Origin of the sequence: Listeria rocourtiae FSL F6-920, from assembly GCF_000525975.1 — a bacterium.
In the GTDB taxonomy this organism is placed as follows: Bacteria; Bacillota; Bacilli; order Lactobacillales; family Listeriaceae; genus Listeria_A; species Listeria_A rocourtiae.
The window spans coordinates 1-19077 of record NZ_AODK01000003.1; the positions used below are offsets into that span (position 1 = coordinate 1).

General features: G+C 37.3%; 27 protein-coding genes and 1 tRNA gene. 4 read left to right on the forward strand and 24 right to left on the reverse strand.

Annotated elements, in window-relative coordinates; all coding sequences use genetic code 11:
- Window positions 1-109: 109 nt before the first annotated feature.
- The 3 genes from PROCOU_RS00435 to PROCOU_RS00445 all read right to left on the reverse strand — a co-directional run bounded on the left by PROCOU_RS00435 (window position 110) and on the right by PROCOU_RS00445 (window position 1049).
- Window positions 110-421 carry a hypothetical protein gene (locus PROCOU_RS00435; RefSeq protein ID WP_036068972.1) on the reverse strand — a complete coding sequence of 104 codons (312 nt, stop codon included), beginning with the start codon at window positions 419-421 and terminating at the stop codon, window positions 110-112.
- A gap of 98 nt (window positions 422-519) precedes the next feature.
- Window positions 520-738 (reverse strand): hypothetical protein, encoded by a 219-nt coding sequence (locus PROCOU_RS00440; protein WP_036068974.1) that lies wholly within the window; start codon window positions 736-738, stop codon window positions 520-522.
- Window positions 739-977: 239 nt separating this feature from the next.
- A tRNA-Arg gene (locus tag PROCOU_RS00445) sits at window positions 978-1049 on the reverse strand.
- A 203-nt stretch (window positions 1050-1252) separates the two neighbouring features.
- On the opposite strand from PROCOU_RS00445, the gene clpP reads away from it, so the two are divergent.
- Window positions 1253-1846 carry an ATP-dependent Clp endopeptidase proteolytic subunit ClpP gene (clpP, locus tag PROCOU_RS00450; protein ID WP_036068976.1) on the forward strand — a complete coding sequence of 198 codons (594 nt, stop codon included), beginning with the start codon at window positions 1253-1255 and terminating at the stop codon, window positions 1844-1846.
- A 48-nt stretch (window positions 1847-1894) separates the two neighbouring features.
- On the opposite strand, the gene PROCOU_RS00455 is transcribed toward clpP, so the two are convergent.
- The 13 genes from PROCOU_RS00455 to PROCOU_RS00515 all read right to left on the reverse strand — a co-directional run bounded on the left by PROCOU_RS00455 (window position 1895) and on the right by PROCOU_RS00515 (window position 11172).
- The gene (locus PROCOU_RS00455; protein ID WP_077913270.1) at window positions 1895-2584 is read right to left on the reverse strand and encodes a LytR/AlgR family response regulator transcription factor; all 690 of its coding nucleotides are present in this window, start codon (window positions 2582-2584) and stop codon (window positions 1895-1897) included.
- 89 nt (window positions 2585-2673) lie between these two features.
- On the reverse strand, window positions 2674-3960 hold the full coding sequence (locus PROCOU_RS00460; RefSeq protein WP_036068978.1) for a sensor histidine kinase: 1287 nt from the start codon (window positions 3958-3960) through the stop codon (window positions 2674-2676).
- 89 nt (window positions 3961-4049) lie between these two features.
- Window positions 4050-4130: an AgrD family cyclic lactone autoinducer peptide gene (locus PROCOU_RS19150; protein WP_149023597.1), complete on the reverse strand. Its 81-nt coding sequence runs from the start codon at window positions 4128-4130 to the stop codon at window positions 4050-4052.
- A 65-nt stretch (window positions 4131-4195) separates the two neighbouring features.
- The gene (locus tag PROCOU_RS00465; RefSeq protein ID WP_051993994.1) at window positions 4196-4801 is read right to left on the reverse strand and encodes an accessory gene regulator B family protein; all 606 of its coding nucleotides are present in this window, start codon (window positions 4799-4801) and stop codon (window positions 4196-4198) included.
- 14 nt (window positions 4802-4815) lie between these two features.
- Window positions 4816-5139: a hypothetical protein gene (locus tag PROCOU_RS00470; protein WP_036068979.1), complete on the reverse strand. Its 324-nt coding sequence runs from the start codon at window positions 5137-5139 to the stop codon at window positions 4816-4818.
- A gap of 19 nt (window positions 5140-5158) precedes the next feature.
- Window positions 5159-5395, reverse strand: a complete 237-nt coding sequence (locus PROCOU_RS00475) for a hypothetical protein (RefSeq protein ID WP_036068980.1) — start codon at window positions 5393-5395, stop codon at window positions 5159-5161.
- A 191-nt stretch (window positions 5396-5586) separates the two neighbouring features.
- On the reverse strand, window positions 5587-6369 hold the full coding sequence (locus PROCOU_RS00480) for a LytR/AlgR family response regulator transcription factor (RefSeq protein WP_051993997.1): 783 nt from the start codon (window positions 6367-6369) through the stop codon (window positions 5587-5589).
- Between the two features lie 292 nt (window positions 6370-6661).
- Entirely contained in the window at window positions 6662-7543 is an 882-nt protein-coding gene (locus tag PROCOU_RS00490; protein ID WP_133620796.1) for a sensor histidine kinase, read from the reverse strand.
- A 13-nt stretch (window positions 7544-7556) separates the two neighbouring features.
- Entirely contained in the window at window positions 7557-8312 is a 756-nt protein-coding gene (locus PROCOU_RS00495; RefSeq protein WP_036068983.1) for a hypothetical protein, read from the reverse strand.
- A gap of 245 nt (window positions 8313-8557) precedes the next feature.
- Window positions 8558-9097, reverse strand: a complete 540-nt coding sequence (locus tag PROCOU_RS00500) for a hypothetical protein (protein ID WP_133620792.1) — start codon at window positions 9095-9097, stop codon at window positions 8558-8560.
- A 230-nt stretch (window positions 9098-9327) separates the two neighbouring features.
- Window positions 9328-10296, reverse strand: a complete 969-nt coding sequence (locus PROCOU_RS00510; RefSeq protein ID WP_051994000.1) for a sensor histidine kinase — start codon at window positions 10294-10296, stop codon at window positions 9328-9330.
- A complete protein-coding gene (locus tag PROCOU_RS17635) occupies window positions 10293-10463 on the reverse strand; it encodes a hypothetical protein (protein WP_159101166.1) in 171 nt (56 codons plus the stop codon). Before PROCOU_RS17635 ends, PROCOU_RS00510 begins: the two co-directional genes overlap by 4 nt.
- Window positions 10447-11172 (reverse strand): hypothetical protein, encoded by a 726-nt coding sequence (locus tag PROCOU_RS00515; protein ID WP_036068987.1) that lies wholly within the window; start codon window positions 11170-11172, stop codon window positions 10447-10449. The genes PROCOU_RS17635 and PROCOU_RS00515 overlap by 17 nt, the downstream gene beginning before the upstream one ends.
- Window positions 11173-11490: 318 nt before the next feature.
- On the opposite strand from PROCOU_RS00515, the gene PROCOU_RS17380 reads away from it, so the two are divergent.
- The 3 genes from PROCOU_RS17380 to PROCOU_RS00530 all read left to right on the forward strand — a co-directional run bounded on the left by PROCOU_RS17380 (window position 11491) and on the right by PROCOU_RS00530 (window position 13187).
- Window positions 11491-11751: a hypothetical protein gene (locus PROCOU_RS17380; protein ID WP_149023596.1), complete on the forward strand. Its 261-nt coding sequence runs from the start codon at window positions 11491-11493 to the stop codon at window positions 11749-11751.
- Window positions 11752-11958: 207 nt separating this feature from the next.
- On the forward strand, window positions 11959-12501 hold the full coding sequence (locus tag PROCOU_RS00525; RefSeq protein ID WP_036068990.1) for a matrixin family metalloprotease: 543 nt from the start codon (window positions 11959-11961) through the stop codon (window positions 12499-12501).
- Window positions 12502-12575: 74 nt separating this feature from the next.
- Window positions 12576-13187: a hypothetical protein gene (locus tag PROCOU_RS00530; protein WP_051994003.1), complete on the forward strand. Its 612-nt coding sequence runs from the start codon at window positions 12576-12578 to the stop codon at window positions 13185-13187.
- A 556-nt stretch (window positions 13188-13743) separates the two neighbouring features.
- Here PROCOU_RS00530 and PROCOU_RS00535 read toward each other — a convergent pair.
- The 8 genes from PROCOU_RS00535 to rapZ form a co-directional block, all read right to left on the reverse strand.
- A complete protein-coding gene (locus PROCOU_RS00535; RefSeq protein ID WP_133620784.1) occupies window positions 13744-14004 on the reverse strand; it encodes a hypothetical protein in 261 nt (86 codons plus the stop codon).
- Window positions 14005-14112: 108 nt separating this feature from the next.
- A complete protein-coding gene (locus tag PROCOU_RS00540) occupies window positions 14113-14316 on the reverse strand; it encodes a hypothetical protein (RefSeq protein WP_036068993.1) in 204 nt (67 codons plus the stop codon).
- Window positions 14313-14558, reverse strand: coding sequence for a hypothetical protein (locus PROCOU_RS00545; protein ID WP_133620782.1), 246 nt, complete (start codon window positions 14556-14558; stop codon window positions 14313-14315). Before PROCOU_RS00545 ends, PROCOU_RS00540 begins: the two co-directional genes overlap by 4 nt.
- Window positions 14559-14595: 37 nt before the next feature.
- Complete coding sequence (locus tag PROCOU_RS00550) at window positions 14596-14799, reverse strand: hypothetical protein (RefSeq protein WP_036068996.1); 204 nt, start codon at window positions 14797-14799, stop codon at window positions 14596-14598.
- A 327-nt stretch (window positions 14800-15126) separates the two neighbouring features.
- On the reverse strand, window positions 15127-16143 hold the full coding sequence (gene namA, locus PROCOU_RS00555; protein ID WP_036068998.1) for an NADPH dehydrogenase NamA: 1017 nt from the start codon (window positions 16141-16143) through the stop codon (window positions 15127-15129).
- Window positions 16144-16173: 30 nt separating this feature from the next.
- Window positions 16174-17142, reverse strand: a complete 969-nt coding sequence (whiA, locus tag PROCOU_RS00560; RefSeq protein WP_036068999.1) for a DNA-binding protein WhiA — start codon at window positions 17140-17142, stop codon at window positions 16174-16176.
- A 6-nt stretch (window positions 17143-17148) separates the two neighbouring features.
- Window positions 17149-18114, reverse strand: coding sequence for a gluconeogenesis factor YvcK family protein (locus tag PROCOU_RS00565; protein ID WP_036069001.1), 966 nt, complete (start codon window positions 18112-18114; stop codon window positions 17149-17151).
- Between the two features lies 1 nt (window position 18115).
- On the reverse strand, window positions 18116-18991 hold the full coding sequence (rapZ, locus tag PROCOU_RS00570; protein ID WP_036069003.1) for an RNase adapter RapZ: 876 nt from the start codon (window positions 18989-18991) through the stop codon (window positions 18116-18118).
- Between the last annotated feature and the right edge of the window lie 86 nt (window positions 18992-19077).

The following is a 19077-nucleotide window of genomic DNA, read 5'->3' on the forward strand; positions in this document are numbered from 1 at the left end:
ACCATCCGCCACTAATTTCGCAACGGCTTTCCGATAATCTCGCAACGCATCTCGTAATCGCTTACTTTCTCTTAAAAACTGCTCTACAAAGTAACGTACTTCCCCAATCTCAATCCGTGGCATGCGCATCAGCCTCCTTCGATGCAAATTTGGCTCGTTGGTGTGCGCGACGCGATGCCTGTATCGCATCATCCACGACATACATCTGTTTTTTCCGTTTCTGCCATTCTTCCGTCATCGTTTCTTCGATGAGTCCTAATCGCTGTCGTGACCGATTCCCCTGCCACGCATCCTGAAAAGTATGTAGCACATTTTCTTGTGCCCGTTTCGCTTTTGAAAATAGTTGCTCCAATTCCTCAAACTGCCGTTCTTTCTTGATTTGTTCTTTCCAAGCATCTTCTTCTCGTTGTCTTGGCTGCATGGCTATGTATCCCCCTTATCTATTTTTTACTGCCTATCCATTCGATTCCTTGATGTAGCATATCGCCCAATGCTTTTTCGGATGCCACAAACGCTTTCTCAACATTTTTTTAAGTTTGAGGTATCCTTTTGAAATGCCGCTGGTGTAGTCGCTGTCATTTGTGCAAACTCCATCGCGCTTTCTACTAATTGGCGAGCACTACCCGTAGAATACGACACATTCGGCTTAGGCTGTAATTTCAACGTATTTGTCGTTGCTTGAATCGCAATCGCATGTTCGGCTAATCGACCACTTGGTAACTGTATTTTCTTTGCCACTTGTCGCTCATTCCTTCCTTATTTTAGTGCTATTGGAAATATTATACCATACCTTAATGATAAAAAATCCTAATATATAGCAAAAAACTTGGCTATTCCAGTGAAGAAAAAATTCTGCCACAAAAGATTGAAAATCATAGTAATACTATAAAAAAACAAAAAAATCGTTAAACTGCCTAGATTACTTGTCACATCAACAAGTTACCCACAGTTCAACGACTTCTTTCTGTACTCATTTATGCCCTCGACAGGAATCGAACCTGTATTTTGAGCTTCGGAGGCTCACGTGCTATCCGTTGCACCACGAGGACGGATTTTTAATACACTCACAATCAATAATTATAGCGGAAAATTCCTGATTGCACAAGCTTTATCTCATATCAAAATTTCATTCGAGCCTTTCGTTTGACCTAGTTTGACCAATCGTGTAATATGTAATCATAAAGTAAGAAATAAAAGGCAAGAAAGTCATGCTTTTTAAATGAAATATACCTAAACAGGAGGCGTTTTTATTATGAATTTAATTCCAACAGTAATCGAGCAAACTAGCCGTGGGGAACGTGCGTATGACATCTATTCCCGTTTACTTAAAGATCGGATTATTATGTTAGGTAGCGCGATTGACGATAACGTTGCCAACTCTATCGTTTCTCAGTTGCTATTCCTAGACGCGCAAGACCCTGAGAAAGATATTTTCCTTTATATCAACTCACCAGGTGGTAGTATTTCTGCTGGGATGGCGATTTATGACACGATGAACTTCGTAAAAGCAGACGTTCAAACAATCGCAATGGGTATGGCAGCATCGATGGGATCATTCCTACTGACAGCTGGTGCGGATGGCAAACGTTTTGCACTTCCAAATGCTGAAATCATGATTCACCAACCGTTAGGCGGCGCACAAGGTCAAGCAACGGAAATCGAAATCGCAGCTCGTCACATTCTAAAAATCAAAGAGCGTATGAATACGATTATGGCGGATCGCACAGGCCAACCAATCGAAGTTATTTCACGCGATACAGACCGCGACAACTTCATGACAGCAACAGAAGCGAAAGAATACGGCCTAATTGATGACATTGTAGTCAACAAAGCTGGTCTAAAATAAGCAAAAAAATCCCGAGCTACCTCTGAATAGAGATTAGTTCGGGATTTTTTAATCCATATCTTCGCGTCGTTTCTGAATAAACGCACGGAATTTCTTACTCTCCCTTGAAGAAAGAAGACATTCCTCTTGATTCACCATCGTAATAACACCACCGACATAATTCACCGATTCAATTTTATCCGTATTCACGATGTAAGCCCGATGCGTCTTATAAAAGCGCTCGTCAAGACTATCCGCTAACCCTTTAATCGTACCATAAAACTCAATTTGGCGATCCTGCGCATGCAAAATAATCCTACGCGCCTTCGTTTTTAATGTGCTCAAAAATAAGATATCATCATAGAGTTCATGAATGACCTTCTCATCCGTTTTCATCGTGAAAAACTTGCCGACCTCTTTGCGTTCCCTACCAACGCGCTCTTCCACACTTTTCATACAATCAAAAATCCGATTGCGCACTTTGTCGAAATCGTCTTTGATAATATAATCCATGGCCTCCACTTTATATGTAAAAGTTAAGTAACTAAGTTCCGCGTGAGTTGTGATGAAAACGATAAACCCTCTAGGATCATATTCCCGAATTTTCTGCGCCAGATCCAAACCGTCCAGCCGCGGATGCTTCAAGTCAACATCTAGAAAGTAAAGACCCATTCCTTCGCCACCAAATTGCACGTAAGATAATAGTTCTTCAGGGTCACCTGTGGACAAAGCTAGCTCCATGTCAAAATTCTCCATCATGATATAATTCTCGACATGTTTAACAAGCTCATTTCACTGAGTAACCTCGTCCTCACAGATAAAAACCTCTATCATCTCCTCACCTCCTGTTAGCCGATTTCCAGTTCCTGTACAAACCCATGTTGCGTTATCTTCGTGTCCAGAGATACATTAGGATATTTCTTTAACGTATTCTTCAAAGTTGACAAGCCAATTCCACGATTATCGCCCTTCGTAGAAAACCCTTCCTCGAAAAACTGATGAATCGGTGGCGAATTTTCCGGCAAACTATTAGCAAATATGAGTACAATCGCTTCTTTTTTCTGAATAATTGCTACACGTATAGTTGGATCATCCGTATCAACAACTGCCTCAATTGCATTATCCAATAAAATCCCCGCCACCCGGCATAAATCAAGACTATCCATATTCATTTCATCGATTCGCTTATAAACCTCAACCTGCGCATCAACTCCAAGTTCCTGGGCCCGAATCATCTTCGTAGCAAACAATCCCTTAAGCTCAATAACCTCCAGATTCTGCAAAGTCGAAAGCTTTGAAATATTAACTTCCATATCAGAATTCATCGGAATAACCTTCGTCCGGAAATAAACACTAAGCCCATCCATATCCGAGTTTGTGATGAAACCATTGATACCTGATAAAATATTCACGTAATCATGTCTGAAAACCCGCATATCTTTTTGAAGTGCTTCGAGCGCGCCAACGTATTCGCGGAGCTGGCTCATTTGGAGAGCTTGAGCTTCTAATCTAGCTGATTTGACTGCATTTTTCACAACAATTCCCAATACTATCCCCATAATGCCTGCATATACAAGAAACACAGTTGCATTGGTCTTCAAAGTTTCATCAGAAAAACCTGAAATACTGCCTTGCCAAATATAGATATAAAATAGAAAGAGTGTAATAGAGCTAATGATTACTATTATCGATAGATATTTCCCCTGAATTGCAACATCATTTCTACGCTTACTCAGAGTAGTATCTATTATTTTAAGTAAGATACAAACATACATAAAGATAAGTACCCCTTCAATAAACGAATCATCAGTAACGACCAACTCTGTAAAACTTGATATTATCATCATAGTAACATATGCAAGTGCGTAGGCTACTATGGTGATAATAAATGCTCCAATCACACTAATAATTGACATCGTAATACTTTTTGACTTGACATACAATACACCAAATAATACTAGCATAATAAATAGTACAGAGAGGTAACTAATAAAAAAGAGTAGCGGTATTGCAACTGCCATCAATAAAATTGCAATAGCAGATGTTAATTTCCATGAAAACTTTATTCTACTAATAACTTGAACACCCACCAAAAAGTAAATTATTTGCGTTATACAACTAATAACAGTGGCCATGCATTGTCCCCCTATGTCATAAATTATGAGTATTTCTTTCTAAATTATAGATGAAAAAACTCTAATTTACAAATTACAATGAGCGGCTTCTAGTCATTTTTTGATGAAAGTAGTGATATCGGTACTTTAGGCTCATAAATAAATCCTGGACAACTTTTTTTTAACTGAATTTTTCGCTAATTTAACAGCATATTTCTCTAGCTTGTCCTTAAAACCTTTATTTTCTTTCTTAAATTCATAGTATATTTTCATAATTATTGTATCTCCTCTTTAAAAATTTATATGTCAAAGGGTGAATTAAGACTACTTGAAGCAAACTGCCGAATAATATTAATGTTATAATCCAATCAATATTTATAATAGGTATACACAATAGCAAACAAAAAGAGTTTATTATAGATTTAACCCTCATTTTGTGTCTTTTTTGAGCATTAAAAAGTGGCATATTCTCAGTATCCGATGGAGAATATATCGCAATATTCAGTAAAATAAAAATACTAATAACAACAATTATCCACCCAGACAATTGTATGTCCTTAACGAAATACGGTAACACCACAAACATCACAACACTTGTTATTGTACACCCCAAACTAGTCTTCGCATGCAAGCCAAAGGAATGCCTACGAACAATCAAGTAAGAAACATGTACAACTAGCGTCTGCCAAATCATCCCTAAAAAGGCAGCGGCGAGGTATACGGTAATTCCCTTCGTCACGTTCACTAAAAATATTTCTACACCATACTTCACAATCGCAAATCTGTCTTCATCAACTTCCCTATCACGGAAAATTGTTCTGGTAATCTTTGCTGCCATATTGGGGACGGTCAAACTAAACATATCCATTCGCCTCCCTATTCATCGAGTGCTAATTCCCAGACAGAAACTAGCGAAATTTCACTAGCTCTATCCGAATTAACAAACTCTGCAATTTCTATCCTATCATGTGGTATTTCATTCTCATTCAATATTTTCTCTATATTTCGTGTTACTCTTCCGTCTTGAGAGAGAAGCGTTTGCTTCCCTCTCAACGGCTTACTATACAGTGCCTCATCCCGATAAACAATCATGTACAGCTTGTCGCGGTTAAGTCCTACCAAAAATCGATTATCACTGATCCCAACGTGCCCTGTGATGCTATCCAAAAAATAGATGTAGCCACGATATGTAATCAACATTTTGTATTTGGGCTGATTATCAGCTACTGGAAACCGATCTAAAACGTAGTCCTCTTTTTTTTATATAGTCACGTCCAAGCTGTGAAAATACTGCTAACATCAGACAATCCCATTTCGAATCCTCACTATTACGATCAACTAAATTAATTTTAGCCAAAACGGGGCTAAAAAACTGTAAATCACGAACAATCTCCTTTTGAAAAAATAAGCATGGTTGTGTGCTAGCCATTTTTGCTTGAACAAATGGTGTCATCATTTCGTAATCTACTCCTTTTTAGTATCGAATAATATGGTTCAAAAAGCTCATCTAAGTAAGCCTTATTTCCATAAACTTATTATACGATAGAAAATCACTCATTTTATCATTTTGTCGTGAACGTAGCGATTTCGTTCGTAAACGCGAAAAAACGGGTGTTTTTAAGTTATAAATATAACTAAAAATAGTTTTTAAAGTAAAAAAAAGATAAAAAAATGGCTTGGAAAATCATTTTTTATCCTGATTTTTATTTTTTTTAAGCCTTTTATTTTTCTTGTAGAGACCATACATTTCTCACCATTTACCATATGAGCAACGCCCTTACTTCTATCGATTTCTAAAATGTGATCTTTATTTACCAGAAAAGCACGATGTGTTCGATAAAATCGTTCGTCTAGCTCGGACTCCATATCTTTTAATTTTCCATAGAACTCAATTTGACGATTTCGACCGTGTAAAATTACTTTATGCGCGCGCGGGGAAGTCTCGATGAACAAGATATTTTCTAGTGGTTCATGTATAATTCTGTCATCTATTTTTATCGTTAAATATTTGCCTTTGTTTCCGTGATTTTTAATACGCTTGCTGACACTTTCCATACATTCGATAATCCGCTGCCGGATATTCTCGTAATCGTCTTTGATGATGTAATCCATAGCCTCGATTTTATAGGTGAATGTGAGGTAGCTCATTTCTGAGTGGGACGTGATAAATACGATAAAGCCACGCGGATCATTTTTTCTAATTTCTTTCGCTAGTTCGAAGCCATTAATTATTTGCGTTTTCAAAGCGACATCTAGGAAGTATAGCCCTGGCTCTTTCTTTTTTTTGCTGGCATTCAATAGCTTCGTAGGATTTTCTGTTGCAAGTAGAATGCGCATATCCCGATGTTCGATAGTAATATAATCCTTGATGCACGCGACAATTTTATTTCGCTGCATTTCGTCATCTTCACATATATAAATTGGAATCATTAGTTTCGTCCTTTCGCATATTCTGAATGTTGTTTTTATTATTAATCAAGGCTTGGTTTAGAGGTTGAATCGTTTTTTGAAAATAGTTTTTGAGAAGAATTTGATCCCCTTTTTCCATATAGCCGTGTAAACTTGCTAGAATGTTGATGTAATCATGGTTGAAGTCACTCATTTTATTTGAAAGTTTTTAAAACACCATTGTATACTTGGATAATTCCTTGTGCTCCGCTTTCTATGCTTCCATTTTAATACGTTCCTTATTTATAAATGATACTATGATTTCCCCTCTACACTAGCATCTATTGTTCTTGTTTATTGATTCGAAATTCCGTAAAGGTTTAATAGTCTCATTGAAATATCGATTTAGCGAATCTATGTTACCCTTTGCAATGTACCCTTGAATGCTAGCTAAGATATTAACGTAATCATGTTTAAACAGACTCATTTCGCTATATATCTTCTCTAAATTATTCGTATACTCTCGCAACTGTGCCAGTTCCTGCGCTTGCTTCTTTTGTTCAGCACGCGCATTTTCAACCTTAATTATCATCACAAGTACCATGCCTATTGCAAAGAGTAGCGCAAAAAATATAAAAATATATAACGCAGCAATTTCAATATGCCCCCCCAAAACATTATCCAGATGAATGAGGGTATACATAATCACGATAGTTAATACAAGCAAAGCCACCACAACATACTCACTATATTTTACAGTATTCTCAAAATTATCTTCACGTAATACTCCACGAATACAGAGTGCCAGTATATAAGCAATTGTCAGACACGGTGTTATAAACACTACCATTCCAAACATCATATCAAAAATGGTAGTAGTGTAATCTTTACTGTACAAGCCTAAAATATTGGCTGCAAACACCCCAACTATATAGTTACCTATGAGAAGTAATATTTGAGCTACTATAACACAAATAAAAGCGCTTAACCAACGAACACCTTTCCACCTCAAAAATAATACCAGCACTCCCAATATGTATATTTGTGAAAAATATCCTATTAAATTTAGAAAGATTGAGCCTCCAAGTGTCATAATAATGATTATTAAGCTTATATCTTTTTTTGATAAATCTTTTTGAGCCAGTACATTGGTAACCATCACAATTCCAAATATTTGATATGTTATTCCCATACATAGCACTAGTAATGAATACATGAAACTCTCCTATCTATTTTAATAATTGTTCTTTATTAAATTTTTCGGTTAAAGGAGTAATCGAGTTTTGAAAATATTCCTCTAAATTCTGCTGATTTCCATTGTCTATATAACCTCGCAAACTCGCTAAAATATTGATATAGTCATGCTTAAATAGACTCATCTCATTATTCAGCATCTCTAATTTCTCCGTGTAATCACGCAACTGTGCTAACTCTTGCTCTTGCTTCATTTGATCAACGCGTTCATTTTCAACTTTAATGATAATCGCAAATACGATGCCTATTGCTAAAAGTAGGAATGAAAATATAACAATGTATAGTTCGGCTACCGCGATTGGAAGCTTTAGAATATTTTCCAAATATATCAGAATGTAGATAATAATTATAGTAAGCAAAAGTAAGAATATTAGCGCGTATTCATTATATTTCACCGTGCTTTTAAGATTATCTCTGCGCATTATCCAATTAATACAAAGGGCCAGTATGTACCCTACTATTAGACTTGGGGTAACAAAAATTATCATTACATACGCAGCATCAAGAAAAGTTGCATGATAGTCTTGACTGTGCAGCCCCAAAGCTTTTCCAGCAAAAACTCCCACTAAATAATCACTTATAATAAATAGTATCTGACCTACTATAGCAAAAACAAAAGATTTTCCCCAATGAACTCCCTTCCAACTTAAAGATAGAGCTAGAACGCCTAAAGTATATATTGCTGCATAGTATTGGACAGTGTTTAGAAGTAGCGATCCACCGATTGTCATGATAACTGCTGTTAAGATAACATCTCTCTTTGACAATATTTTTTTTAGCTAGCACATTAGTAACTACAACAATCCCAAATAATTGATATGTGCCTGCTATCCATAAAAACAATGATGAGTACATGAACTTCTCCTATCTATGTTTGAATTTTACTCAAATTTTTCTGCTAGTGGCGCTATCTCATCTCTAAAGTAAGCTTCTAACGCTTGCTGATTTCCATTACTAATATACCCTTGCAAACTTGCTAATATATTATAATATAATCATGCCTAAACAAATTCATTTCACCATAAACCTCCTCTAGTTTCTCCGTGTAAGATTTCAGTTGCAAAAGCTTTTCCCTCTGATTATCTAAAGTTATCTTATTTTCACTAATTTTTAGCATGATAGTAAATACAATAAATATCAAACTTGAGTACACTGTGAAGAGCATTGCGTTTATTACCATAATCTCATTTGAGAAGTCATATAATGAGCCTATAAAGATGAACATATAAAGTAAAATAACAGTCGTTAATAAAGTAGACAGCATCAATATTTTATCTATAGTATGGCTCTTTTGGATAGCATCTTTATTTAATAATTTAGCTACTGGAAGGCACATTAAATAGTTCGCCACAAGTAACAATAAATCATATACTGTATTTAGGTACTCCTCAATATAACTATTCCCTATACCAAATAATACAATGGAAATCCCATCAAAAATATAGTTCACCATTACTATGAAAATAATTGCAATAAGAGGCACCGACGTTGATGTAAACAATCCTTCTTTTTCCACCTAAATGCAACCACTAACACTAGGATGATATATATAATTGAAAAATATTGATAATATCCCAGAAGTGGTACTCCCCCGAAGAATAAAATTAATACAATCATCAACATCTCCACTTTTGTAAAAGCCTTGTTAGCTAGCAGATGTATCGTGATTACTACACACAACGTTTGTGCTGCTGTATCTTGAATTAAAGTAAGTATAGTTCCTAACTCCATCCAAATCACCATCCCCTACTGCCTAATAACCAATCCCTGCATAAACGCCTCACCCTCAAGTACTTGCGTATCTAAAACAACAGATGGATTCTTATTTAAAATTCCTCTTACAATCGCCAACCCCAAACCACGATTTTCGCCTTTTGTCGAAAAACCTTTCTCGAACATTTGGTGAATTTCAGGCATGTTTTCCGGTAAACTGTTCTGCACCAACAACGTCACTGTATTCTCATTCTTCACGAAGGCTACTTTCATAAATGCACCCGGTTGCCCTTCACTCGCTTCGATGGCGTTATCCAGCAAGATTCCAACAATCTGACACAACTCCACTTTGTACATCGAAATCGTCTCAATCGGTTCCACAATCTCCAGCTGAGCGTCAATTTTCAGCTCCTGGGCACGCATCATTTTAGCCGCAAGCAATCCTTTTAACTCCAAAACATGCATATTCTTAATTTGCGATAATTTGTACTTATTATCCACCATGCTCTTGTTCACCGGCATAATGTTCGCATCAAAATATGCCGCCAATTCTTCCATTTGGCCATTCGAAATCAGCGTTTCCAAGTTCGCTAACACTTCCACATAATCCTGCTGAAAATGCACAACATCTGCCTGTAGCTGCTCAACATTCGCTACATATTCCTGCAATTGAACCATCTGCTCCTCTTGATTTCGGCGCTGTGCCTCTTTCAAATTTGCTCGGTACACCTTCACCAACACCAGACAAATAATGCCTAAATAAATCACAAAAAGTATCTCCGTCAAATAAAGTATCGTTTTCGGAAACTGATATGTACTCGACATGTATAGCGTCAATTGCAAAATCACCGCAGTCACGATAATAATCCCAACCGCTAGAAAAATATAATAACGCTGCGTCTTAGAAATTCTCACTCGTTTTTTCCACAAAAACATCATCCCAATAAACAACGCCACACAAATCACTGCAATAATAACAATCCAAATAAAAACATTCATCATTCCTCGGTGCCCCCTGTTTCTCTACGTATATATAACGGCAAAATCGTATTTTCAAAATATGCTTGCAATAATGCTTGGTCTCCCTTTTCGATATAGCCTTTTAAGCTCGCCAATATGTTGATATAATCATGCCTAAACGTGTTCATTTCGCTATATAGTTTCTCCATCGATGTTACATATTCCTCTAGTTGTTGCTTTTTTTAGCGCTTGATTTTCTGCCGTTACTTGCCGCTCACTGGTTTTGAGGATTAGCATGAAGATTATTGCGATTGATAGAAAGTATATGAGGAATAGGATAGCATTTGAGAGCACAATTTCATTTGCAAATTGATAGGTTGATTCTAAATAGATGTGTAAATACACAATGAGAATTGTGATAATCAATGTAAAGAGCAACATGATTTTATTTTTAATTGCAATTCCTCTGATTTTATCGCTAAATATTATTTTTGCACTTACTTTATAGAATATATAAGTAAGAACTAGCCATGCTATATAGATTATAAGATACATTTTAGGGTCAGAAATATTTCTTTCAACGGTTGATTGGAATATTATTAGCGCTGAAGAATTTATGAGAGAATCCACAGCAACAAGATATATGAGGCATATAAATGGCAAGCTTATTGACAAAAGCCAACTTCCCTTCTTATACCGTATCGCAAAAATTAATACACAAATTGTAACTATTAGCGAATAATACTGGACATAATAAAGTAATAATAGTCCCGCAATTAGTAAGATTGAAAATAAAATAATCAAGTTTAACTTGGAGAAAATACATTTACCAAGAATCTGGATTCCCATAAGTAGAGAAATAATCTGCACGCTACCTCCCAATACCGCCGATAGAAAATAAGTTTGAACCTCTTGCATGTCTGTTCTCCTTTTCAATAATCGAATCTCCTAATTATATAGGTATATTGTCGGATGTGCAATACTTTTTTTTATGGAAAACTCTGCACTCAAGACTAAAATCAGCCTTTTCAAGATAAAAATGATTGCGACTGCGATTTTCATGTTATGATTATTCTTGATAAGCAACTAGCTATAAAACTTTACATGCTATTTTTTCATAATAACACGAAAAAGGGACGAAAAACCAAATTTGTCGTGAACGCTAGTTTTTTAGTCCTGAACGCTAGTTTTAAAAAAATATATGTCAGAAAAACAACAAAAATAGGAGATTTCCATATGACAAAAGAGGTTTTGGATTATCTATTCGGAGTATTGACAGGGGCAATTACAATATTTTTAATTGGATATTTCCTGTTAGAAGAAAGTTTTTCAGTTGCTATTATTATTTCTGCCGTTGCTTTTTTAGTTTTGAGTATCAGCTCTATTTTAAAATTCAGGAAATACCGCATAAAAAAAAGAAAAATCAGATTTATAGTATTGCTTCCTAATGCCAATAAAAATAGCGTTACTTTTTTATGTTACCTTCAAATTTTGTAGCCATACTACCTATATCCTACTGTTCCTTTCAATTTTCTATTAAACATATTTTATGATATGGTATGCTTGATAGCATTGAACATAGTAGTTTTTAGCGTTCAAGATCAAAAAAAGTCATTTCACGACATATTTGGTTTTTTAATTCTTTTTCATGTTATGCTCTTTCTGTAGTTAGCTACTAACAAATACAAAAGGAGAGATTTACACATGAAGAAGAAATATTTGAGTTTAATTATTGGATTAGCTATGTTATTTATCCTTGCTTATCCCTCAAACGCTATGGCGTATACTAAGCTAGGCTACTACATGAAGATTGCTGAAGCAAAAAACTTCAAAACCTTTATTAATCCTAGCGCAAAGGCATATAGTGCTATTATTCTTAATGGAGCCAAGAGCTGGAACGCCTCCCCATATCTAAATACACTGAGTACTGGTCAAAATGCATCTCCACACTTCACTGTGAGTAGCTCAAAGCAAGATAAAGGGTCAGTTGTTGCATCATGCTCCACATGGACTTATGGTACAACCTCAGTTGTCGCAAAAAATGAAGTAACTACTTTTAAAGGGTTTGTAGCGTTAAATGTTAACAATAAGACAGAAACTATAGCACATGAATATGGTCACGGATTTGGTTTAGGTCATGTTAAAGCAAAGAATGCCATTATGCTAGATATAGGTTTTACTGGAAAAATAAAACCTCAAGCAGATGATTTAAATGGTATAAAAGCTATTTATCAAGGCATAAAATAAGAGGAGCTGATTACACATGAAAAAAAATCGCAATAGCTAGTAGTTTATTATTACTTTTTGCATCTGGTTGCTCTATGAGTGGTACTAACACCGTTACTGAGAAAGATGATACCGATAAAGCTCTCTCTCAAACCAACTCTCTACTACCAACAGATAATCGAACAGTAATTTCAGCACATGGAAAGTATTCTTCTCTTGCGTCTGATTTGGATGAACTAGAGGAAACCTCCCCAATTGTTGTTGAAGTTATTAAATATGACGAGGAACAAACCGTAAAAAAAGAAAGTGACAAGAATACATTACCTACAGAGTTCTATACGATGAGTGGCGTAACGATAAAAGATATTCAAAAAGATAGCACCAATACTTTGAAAAAAGGAGACAAAATTGAAGTTTTGGAAGATGTCGCAACAAATGTACCTATTGAGGGTAAAAAAAGGACTTTAACGATTGATAATTACAAAAAAATGGAGGTTGGAAAATCTTATTATCTCTACCTCCGAGATAGCACATCAGGAGATAACTATGTTTTGACAAATGCTTTTTTAAGTAAATACCCTACAAATGAAGAGCCGAAGAGCAAATTATTTTTAAGCGAAGATAGTGTAACAGAAAGCTTAGAGGAAACAGATTATCAAAATTTATACGAAGATATTTACACAGAAATTTTACAAGAAAACGAATAAAATCAAACATACTAATATTAGTAGAAGATAGGACAGACTCCCATGTCAACTCACTCCGATACCTATCATAATGAAAAAGCTATCGACTTATACCTTTTTTTTATCATAGTAAAGATAGAGGAATAAGCTGTAGGTCGATAGCTTATTGAAGTTCTCTAGCCTAGAAAAATGCGTATCAAAATCTAAATTCAGATTTTGATACGCATTTTTACATTAATAGATGTTTATGATTCTTTTCTAAACCATAGCTAGATTTAGGAAGATAGAAAGGGCAGTAAGCAACGTGTACCTGTTGAGCGTTGAAAAATGACACCATGCAAAGTAAATTTATTTTCCATTGCAAAATTGTTTCAATTATTCGTAAAGTGTACCCATTTTTTCTTTTAGACTAGCATTACATAAGGCCATCTAGATATAACTATTAAAGTACAAAAATTCTATGACATCGTATTTTTTATTTATTATCTCCATACTTCTGTAACAGCCACAATTATTCCAAATTACGGTAAAGGATATTTCCGTGGTATATCATTTGATACCAAAGCAATCTTTTCTCCTACCTTACTGCAATCGCAGCGCCTTTCTTATCTTTTACTGACGGGTTTGATGCTTTTAAAGCACTTCCTCCATAGCCATACATAATATTAGTATTATTGCTTTTATTATATAAATCTTTCAAGCCCAGTGTATGTCCAATTTCATGTGTTGCGACTGCCTGCTTTTGTGCATTTGTTAACTTCATCATACGATACATATTGTACTTAATATGCCACCGAATAATCCTGTAATTATTTTGATAGTAATAGGATGTTGTCACAGCATAGGCTGATGATAGTGGGTCACTGTTGGTATTAATCGTATTTGCAGATTTCGCAACTTTATTGGAAATTTGATAAATACCTGTACTTCGCCATCTTTTTGCGCCTTAGTTAGTAATAGCCACATATGCGCTGGGAATCGCTAATGAATATGTTGTCCAATCAGAGATTCTCTTTGCTAAATGTGTACCTGTAATGAGGTAACCTGTAGCCTCACTCCCCACTCTGCCAACAACATGAGCTTTAGAAACTGGGGCAAAAATCGACATGGAAGCTAACAAAATCACAATCGCTACACAGAATTTCTTCATTCCTTCATGTCCTTTTCAAGTTTTGTTTTAAAGGCTTCTGTATCTAAAACTTGTAGGTTATTACCTGTTTCTTCTTGTTTTTCAATAGTAGCTTTATCTAAGTTTTTTATATCTTCTTTTTTCGGTAAGGAAGTCTCACTGTCTCCGAATTTCAATGTTGTATCACCATCAACGAAATAGGTCCCGTTTACTTGCCCTTTAATCCAAAATGTCTTGCCGTCACCTGAATCCATCAACATCAAAATGTAGCTTTCTCCAGGTTGAAATAATGGATAATCTTCAATCTCTATCCCATCTTTTTTTGACTTCCGCTATTAAGTCCGCTTCCTTGATTGCCTGATTGTACGTAACATCTTCAATCGATGTGTGAACACTCGCTTTCAACTTATTACTTGATTTAGTAGTTTCTTCTGCATTCTCCTTTCCACATGCGACTAGAATGAAACAGCTTAAGAATAGAATCGTCATTTTCAGCCTTTTCATGAAAGCACTCCTCTTTGTTATTTTTCATATATTACATCTTAGCATATATGAAAAATTCAAAGTTGTTTTTATCCTAACAGGTTGTTTTTTATTCCTAAAAGGTTATCAATATCTTATTAGTTTCCCGCTACATGATAGTTATGAATGCATATGGAAAGGATGCTTAACAAAATTGCCTACCACCGGATTTTATACAACTAGAAACGTTACGATTAAAGACATACAAAAGATAGTAGCTCTATTCATAGTTTAGATAACTAGAATTATCTAGATTTATATAAAAAAACAAGCATCCCATCACCTCGGAATGCTTGCTTTTCTATCTAATCACCAACCACCACGCTCATATTGCTTCGGTGGGGTTACTTCTCCACGAACATCTTTCGCAGCTGTTCTTGCCCAATATGGATCGCGCAGCAATTCTCGCCCTAAGAAAATTAAATCTGCACGGTCATTCTGCAGCACCTCTTCTGCCTGGGCACCTGTCGTAATCAGACCTACAGCACCCGTCGCAATTCCTGCGCCTGCACGTATTTTCTCAGCAAATGGTACTTGGTATCCTGGATAAACTTTTGGAACGGTATTTACTAATGCGCCGCTGCTGACATCAAGTAAGTCCGCGCCGTCTGCTTTCATCCATTTTGCAAATGGGATATAATCTTCTACGGTCAAGCCACCGTGAGCGTAATCTGTCGCCGAAACTCTGACGAAAAGTGGGCCATCCCAGACTTCACGAACAGCTTTAATCACGTCGCTCAACACGCGGTAACGATTTCCTGCTGGACCACCGTACTCGTCTTCGCGTAAATTTGAAATCGGTGATAGGAACTCATGCAATAAATAGCCATGAGCCGCGTGAATTTCAATCACATCAAATCCGGCTTCTTTCGCGCGGAAAGCGGCTTTCTTGAAATCTGCCACAACTTCTTCTATTTCTGTCGCCGTTAATTCATGCGGTTTCTTGCTTTCATCATCAAATGCGATTGGACTCGGTGCCACTGGATCTACGTCTAAAACGGCTTTCCGACCAGCATGCGCCAATTGAATCCCCGTTGCACCCTCGTGATAATGTATACCATCAACAATTCGCTTCAAAGCTGGGATTTGGTCATCATCCCACAAGCCCAAATCACCATGAGAAATCCGACCGACCGCCTGTACTGCCGTTGCTTCTATCATGATAAGCCCTACTTGACCTGCCGCGCGCGAAACATAATGCGCAAAATGGAAATCGTTCGCCACTCCGTCATCGGTTTCAACAGAATACATGCACATCGGAGACATCGCAACTCGATTTTTTAATGTAAGACCTTTCGTTGTATACGTAGAAAACAATTTTGACATGATTTAATCGCATCCTTTTCTTATTTATATTTAATTGGAAGGTATTCTAAGTCCTAATTGTGACGGAGACTCGCCACTTCGCAATTGATCCGCAATTTGATCTAGTTTCCGCAAACGGTGGTTGATTCCTGATTTACTAATCGGCCCGCTGGAAAGCATATCGCCGAGCTCTTGTAGCGTTACATCTTCATATTGCACACGCAAAACCGCGATTTCCCGCAACTTTTCAGGTAATGCCTCCAAGCCCACCGCCGCCGCAATGAACTTAATATTATCAATTTGTCGCACTGCCGCGTTAATCGTTTTATTCAAATTCGCTGTCTCACAATTCACAAGTCGATTTACCGAATTTCGCATATCGCGCATAATTCGAACATCTTCAAAATGGAGCAGCGCCCCAGTAGCACCGATAATATTCAGGAATTCCGTTATTTTTTCGGCTTCTTTCAAGTACGTAATATAGCCATTTCGACGTTCCAGCGTCCGTGCATTCAGATTGAAACTGTTCAGTAAACCACAAATCGCGTCGTTATGCTCTTCATAGACCGAATTAATTTCCAAATGATACGATGATGTTTCTGGATTATTCACCGATCCACTTGCCAAAAATGCGCCACGTAGATACGCCCGGCGTGCATTTTTCGTCTTAATCAACGCTGGATTAATTGCATTTTGAAATACACCATCATTCAAAATTGCCAAATCCGCCAGAATTTCTTTTGTATTAGCTTTTAATCGCACAATATAGACGTTATTCTTCTTCAATTTCATTTTTTTCCGTACTAATAATTCAATCGGCGCTTGATACAATTCTTTCAAGAGCCGGTACATACGGCGCGCAATGGCAGCATTCTCCGTCTGGACATCTACCACCATCACTTGGTTAGAGAACGAGACTGCCCCGTTCATCCTAATAAATGCCGACAGCTCCACTTTTGCGTCTGTCTTCGTAATATCTAAATTGGTTAGCTCTTTCTTTGTTTCCGAGGCAAAGGACATAGACCCTCATTCCTTTTCTTTCAAATTCATCAGAATCTGTAATAATGTATTCGTCACTTTATCCGCAGCATGTCTAACTAATCCACCCTCCGTAGAAAGCAAATCACCAGCAATGACATTAATATTTAACTCATGATCCTTCTCAAAATTCTGCTCAACCTGCATGACGTCATCAGGGAACATCAAATGTCGTGGTACATCGGCTGTATTGATCATCATCGCGTCAATAATCGGCCGTCCCACATGGTTCAAAATCACCTGTGCATGGTCGGCATCTGTGAAGAAATCCGTTTCCCCAACTTGCGTCAAGATATTACAGATATAAACTTTGTAAGCTTTACTTTCAAAAATTGCATCCTGTAAATCCTGCACCAACAAACTTGGTAAAATACTTGTGTATAAACTTCCCGGTCCCAGCACGATCAAATCCGCATCATGAATCGCCTCAATCGCAGCAGGCAAAGCTTTCACATCCGCCGGCGTAATGAACACACGGTCAATTGGCTGACCCTGCATCGGAATCGCCGACTCGCCCTGCACAAGCGAGCCGTCTTCCATCACCGCATTCAAAATCAGCGGTCGATCCGTTGCCGGAATCACTTTTCCACGAATCCGCATTGCTTTACCCAAAACCTCAATCGCATCCACGTAACTATCATTCAGTTGCGATAACGCGGTCAAGATCAGGTTCCCAATCACATGCCCCGACAAATCACCTTCCACTTTAAAACGATATTGCATCAAAGCTTCCATTCGTGGATCCGTATTCGACAGCGCAACCATCACGTTTCTAATATCACCAGGTGGCAATACATCCATTTGTTCACGAATCTTGCCCGAACTCCCGCCATCATCGGCAACCGTGACAATCGCAGTCAAATCAATGGGTTGTTTTTTCAAGCCTCGCAGTATGACTGGTAAACCTGTCCCACCACCAATCACGACCACTTTCGGCTTTTGTGTCGTTGCCATCTCACTTGCCCTTTCTACGCTTCATATCACGATGCGAGATTTGCGTCTCATATTTCGTCTTCAAATTGTTGCCAACGTACTCCGAAAGCGCCACAGATCGGTGCTGGCCACCAGTACACCCGATTGCAATCACCAACTGCGTCTTTCCTTCCCGTTTATAATACGGCAATGTAAACAAGACCATGTCCATCAGCTTATTCAAGAAAGTCTCCGTCTCCGGCCATTTCATCACATAATTATAAACATCCTTATCAAGTCCAGTCAGTGGACGCATCTTATCGATATAGTGAGGGTTCGGCAAAAAGCGCACATCAAACACTAAATCCGCATCGATTGGCAAACCATATTTAAAACCAAACGACATCACCTGCACATTGAAAACTTCCCGGTCACTTGTTTGAAACTCATTATTCATCCGTTCCCGAAGCTCACGTGGCGCCAATGTTGACGTATTAATCACGAGCTGCGAACGCCCCTTCAAATCCTCTAACAAATCTCGCTCTTGCTTAATTCCTTCTAGCACCGAGCCATTTGGCTCAAGTGGGTGATGACGACGCGTTTCCTTATAACGAGACACCAAAACCTGGTCATCCGCATCCAAGAACAACATTTTCGTCGTAATAAAAGACGTATTATCCAACTCATCAAGCGCTGGTTGAATGGAATCAAAAAACTCGCGTCCCCGCAAATCCATCACGAGCGCGATTTTATTCATTTTGCCAGATTCCTTCATTAATTCCCAGAACTTCGGCAACAAGCTTGGCGGTAAATTATCCACACAAAAGTATCCCATATCTTCCAAAGATTGCATTGCAACAGTCTTACCTGCCCCACTCATTCCTGTAATAATTACTAATTGCAAATGATTCGTTGCCATCTATAGCCCAACCTTTCCTATCTCAAAAAGTAGTTCCATTCTGCGTTCTCAAGCTACTTTCTATGTTACTAATATACACTCCCATT

Bases quoted from the DNA above. Each gene is read 5' to 3' on its own strand.
- PROCOU_RS00435 (WP_036068972.1), bottom strand. From the start codon at position 421: ATGCAGCCAAGACAACGAGAAGAAGATGCTTGGAAAGAACAAATCAAG.
- clpP (WP_036068976.1), top strand. From the start codon at position 1,253: ATGAATTTAATTCCAACAGTAATCGAGCAAACTAGCCGTGGGGAACGT.
- PROCOU_RS00455 (WP_077913270.1), bottom strand. From the start codon at position 2,584: ATGATGGAGAATTTTGACATGGAGCTAGCTTTGTCCACAGGTGACCCT.
- PROCOU_RS00460 (WP_036068978.1), bottom strand. From the start codon at position 3,960: ATGGCCACTGTTATTAGTTGTATAACGCAAATAATTTACTTTTTGGTG.
- PROCOU_RS00465 (WP_051993994.1), bottom strand. From the start codon at position 4,801: ATGTTTAGTTTGACCGTCCCCAATATGGCAGCAAAGATTACCAGAACA.
- PROCOU_RS00470 (WP_036068979.1), bottom strand. From the start codon at position 5,139: ATGTTGATTACATATCGTGGCTACATCTATTTTTTGGATAGCATCACA.
- PROCOU_RS00475 (WP_036068980.1), bottom strand. From the start codon at position 5,395: ATGATGACACCATTTGTTCAAGCAAAAATGGCTAGCACACAACCATGC.
- PROCOU_RS00480 (WP_051993997.1), bottom strand. From the start codon at position 6,369: ATGATTCCAATTTATATATGTGAAGATGACGAAATGCAGCGAAATAAA.
- PROCOU_RS00490 (WP_133620796.1), bottom strand. From the start codon at position 7,543: ATGTATTCATTACTAGTGCTATGTATGGGAATAACATATCAAATATTT.
- PROCOU_RS00495 (WP_036068983.1), bottom strand. From the start codon at position 8,312: ATGACAATCGGTGGATCGCTACTTCTAAACACTGTCCAATACTATGCA.
- PROCOU_RS00510 (WP_051994000.1), bottom strand. From the start codon at position 10,296: ATGATGAATGTTTTTATTTGGATTGTTATTATTGCAGTGATTTGTGTG.
- PROCOU_RS17635 (WP_159101166.1), bottom strand. From the start codon at position 10,463: ATGGAGAAACTATATAGCGAAATGAACACGTTTAGGCATGATTATATC.
- PROCOU_RS00515 (WP_036068987.1), bottom strand. From the start codon at position 11,172: ATGCAAGAGGTTCAAACTTATTTTCTATCGGCGGTATTGGGAGGTAGC.
- PROCOU_RS17380 (WP_149023596.1), top strand. From the start codon at position 11,491: ATGACAAAAGAGGTTTTGGATTATCTATTCGGAGTATTGACAGGGGCA.
- PROCOU_RS00525 (WP_036068990.1), top strand. From the start codon at position 11,959: ATGAAGAAGAAATATTTGAGTTTAATTATTGGATTAGCTATGTTATTT.
- PROCOU_RS00530 (WP_051994003.1), top strand. From the start codon at position 12,576: ATGAGTGGTACTAACACCGTTACTGAGAAAGATGATACCGATAAAGCT.
- PROCOU_RS00540 (WP_036068993.1), bottom strand. From the start codon at position 14,316: ATGAAGAAATTCTGTGTAGCGATTGTGATTTTGTTAGCTTCCATGTCG.
- PROCOU_RS00550 (WP_036068996.1), bottom strand. From the start codon at position 14,799: ATGAAAAGGCTGAAAATGACGATTCTATTCTTAAGCTGTTTCATTCTA.
- namA (WP_036068998.1), bottom strand. From the start codon at position 16,143: ATGTCAAAATTGTTTTCTACGTATACAACGAAAGGTCTTACATTAAAA.
- whiA (WP_036068999.1), bottom strand. From the start codon at position 17,142: ATGTCCTTTGCCTCGGAAACAAAGAAAGAGCTAACCAATTTAGATATT.
- PROCOU_RS00565 (WP_036069001.1), bottom strand. From the start codon at position 18,114: ATGGCAACGACACAAAAGCCGAAAGTGGTCGTGATTGGTGGTGGGACA.
- rapZ (WP_036069003.1), bottom strand. From the start codon at position 18,991: ATGGCAACGAATCATTTGCAATTAGTAATTATTACAGGAATGAGTGGG.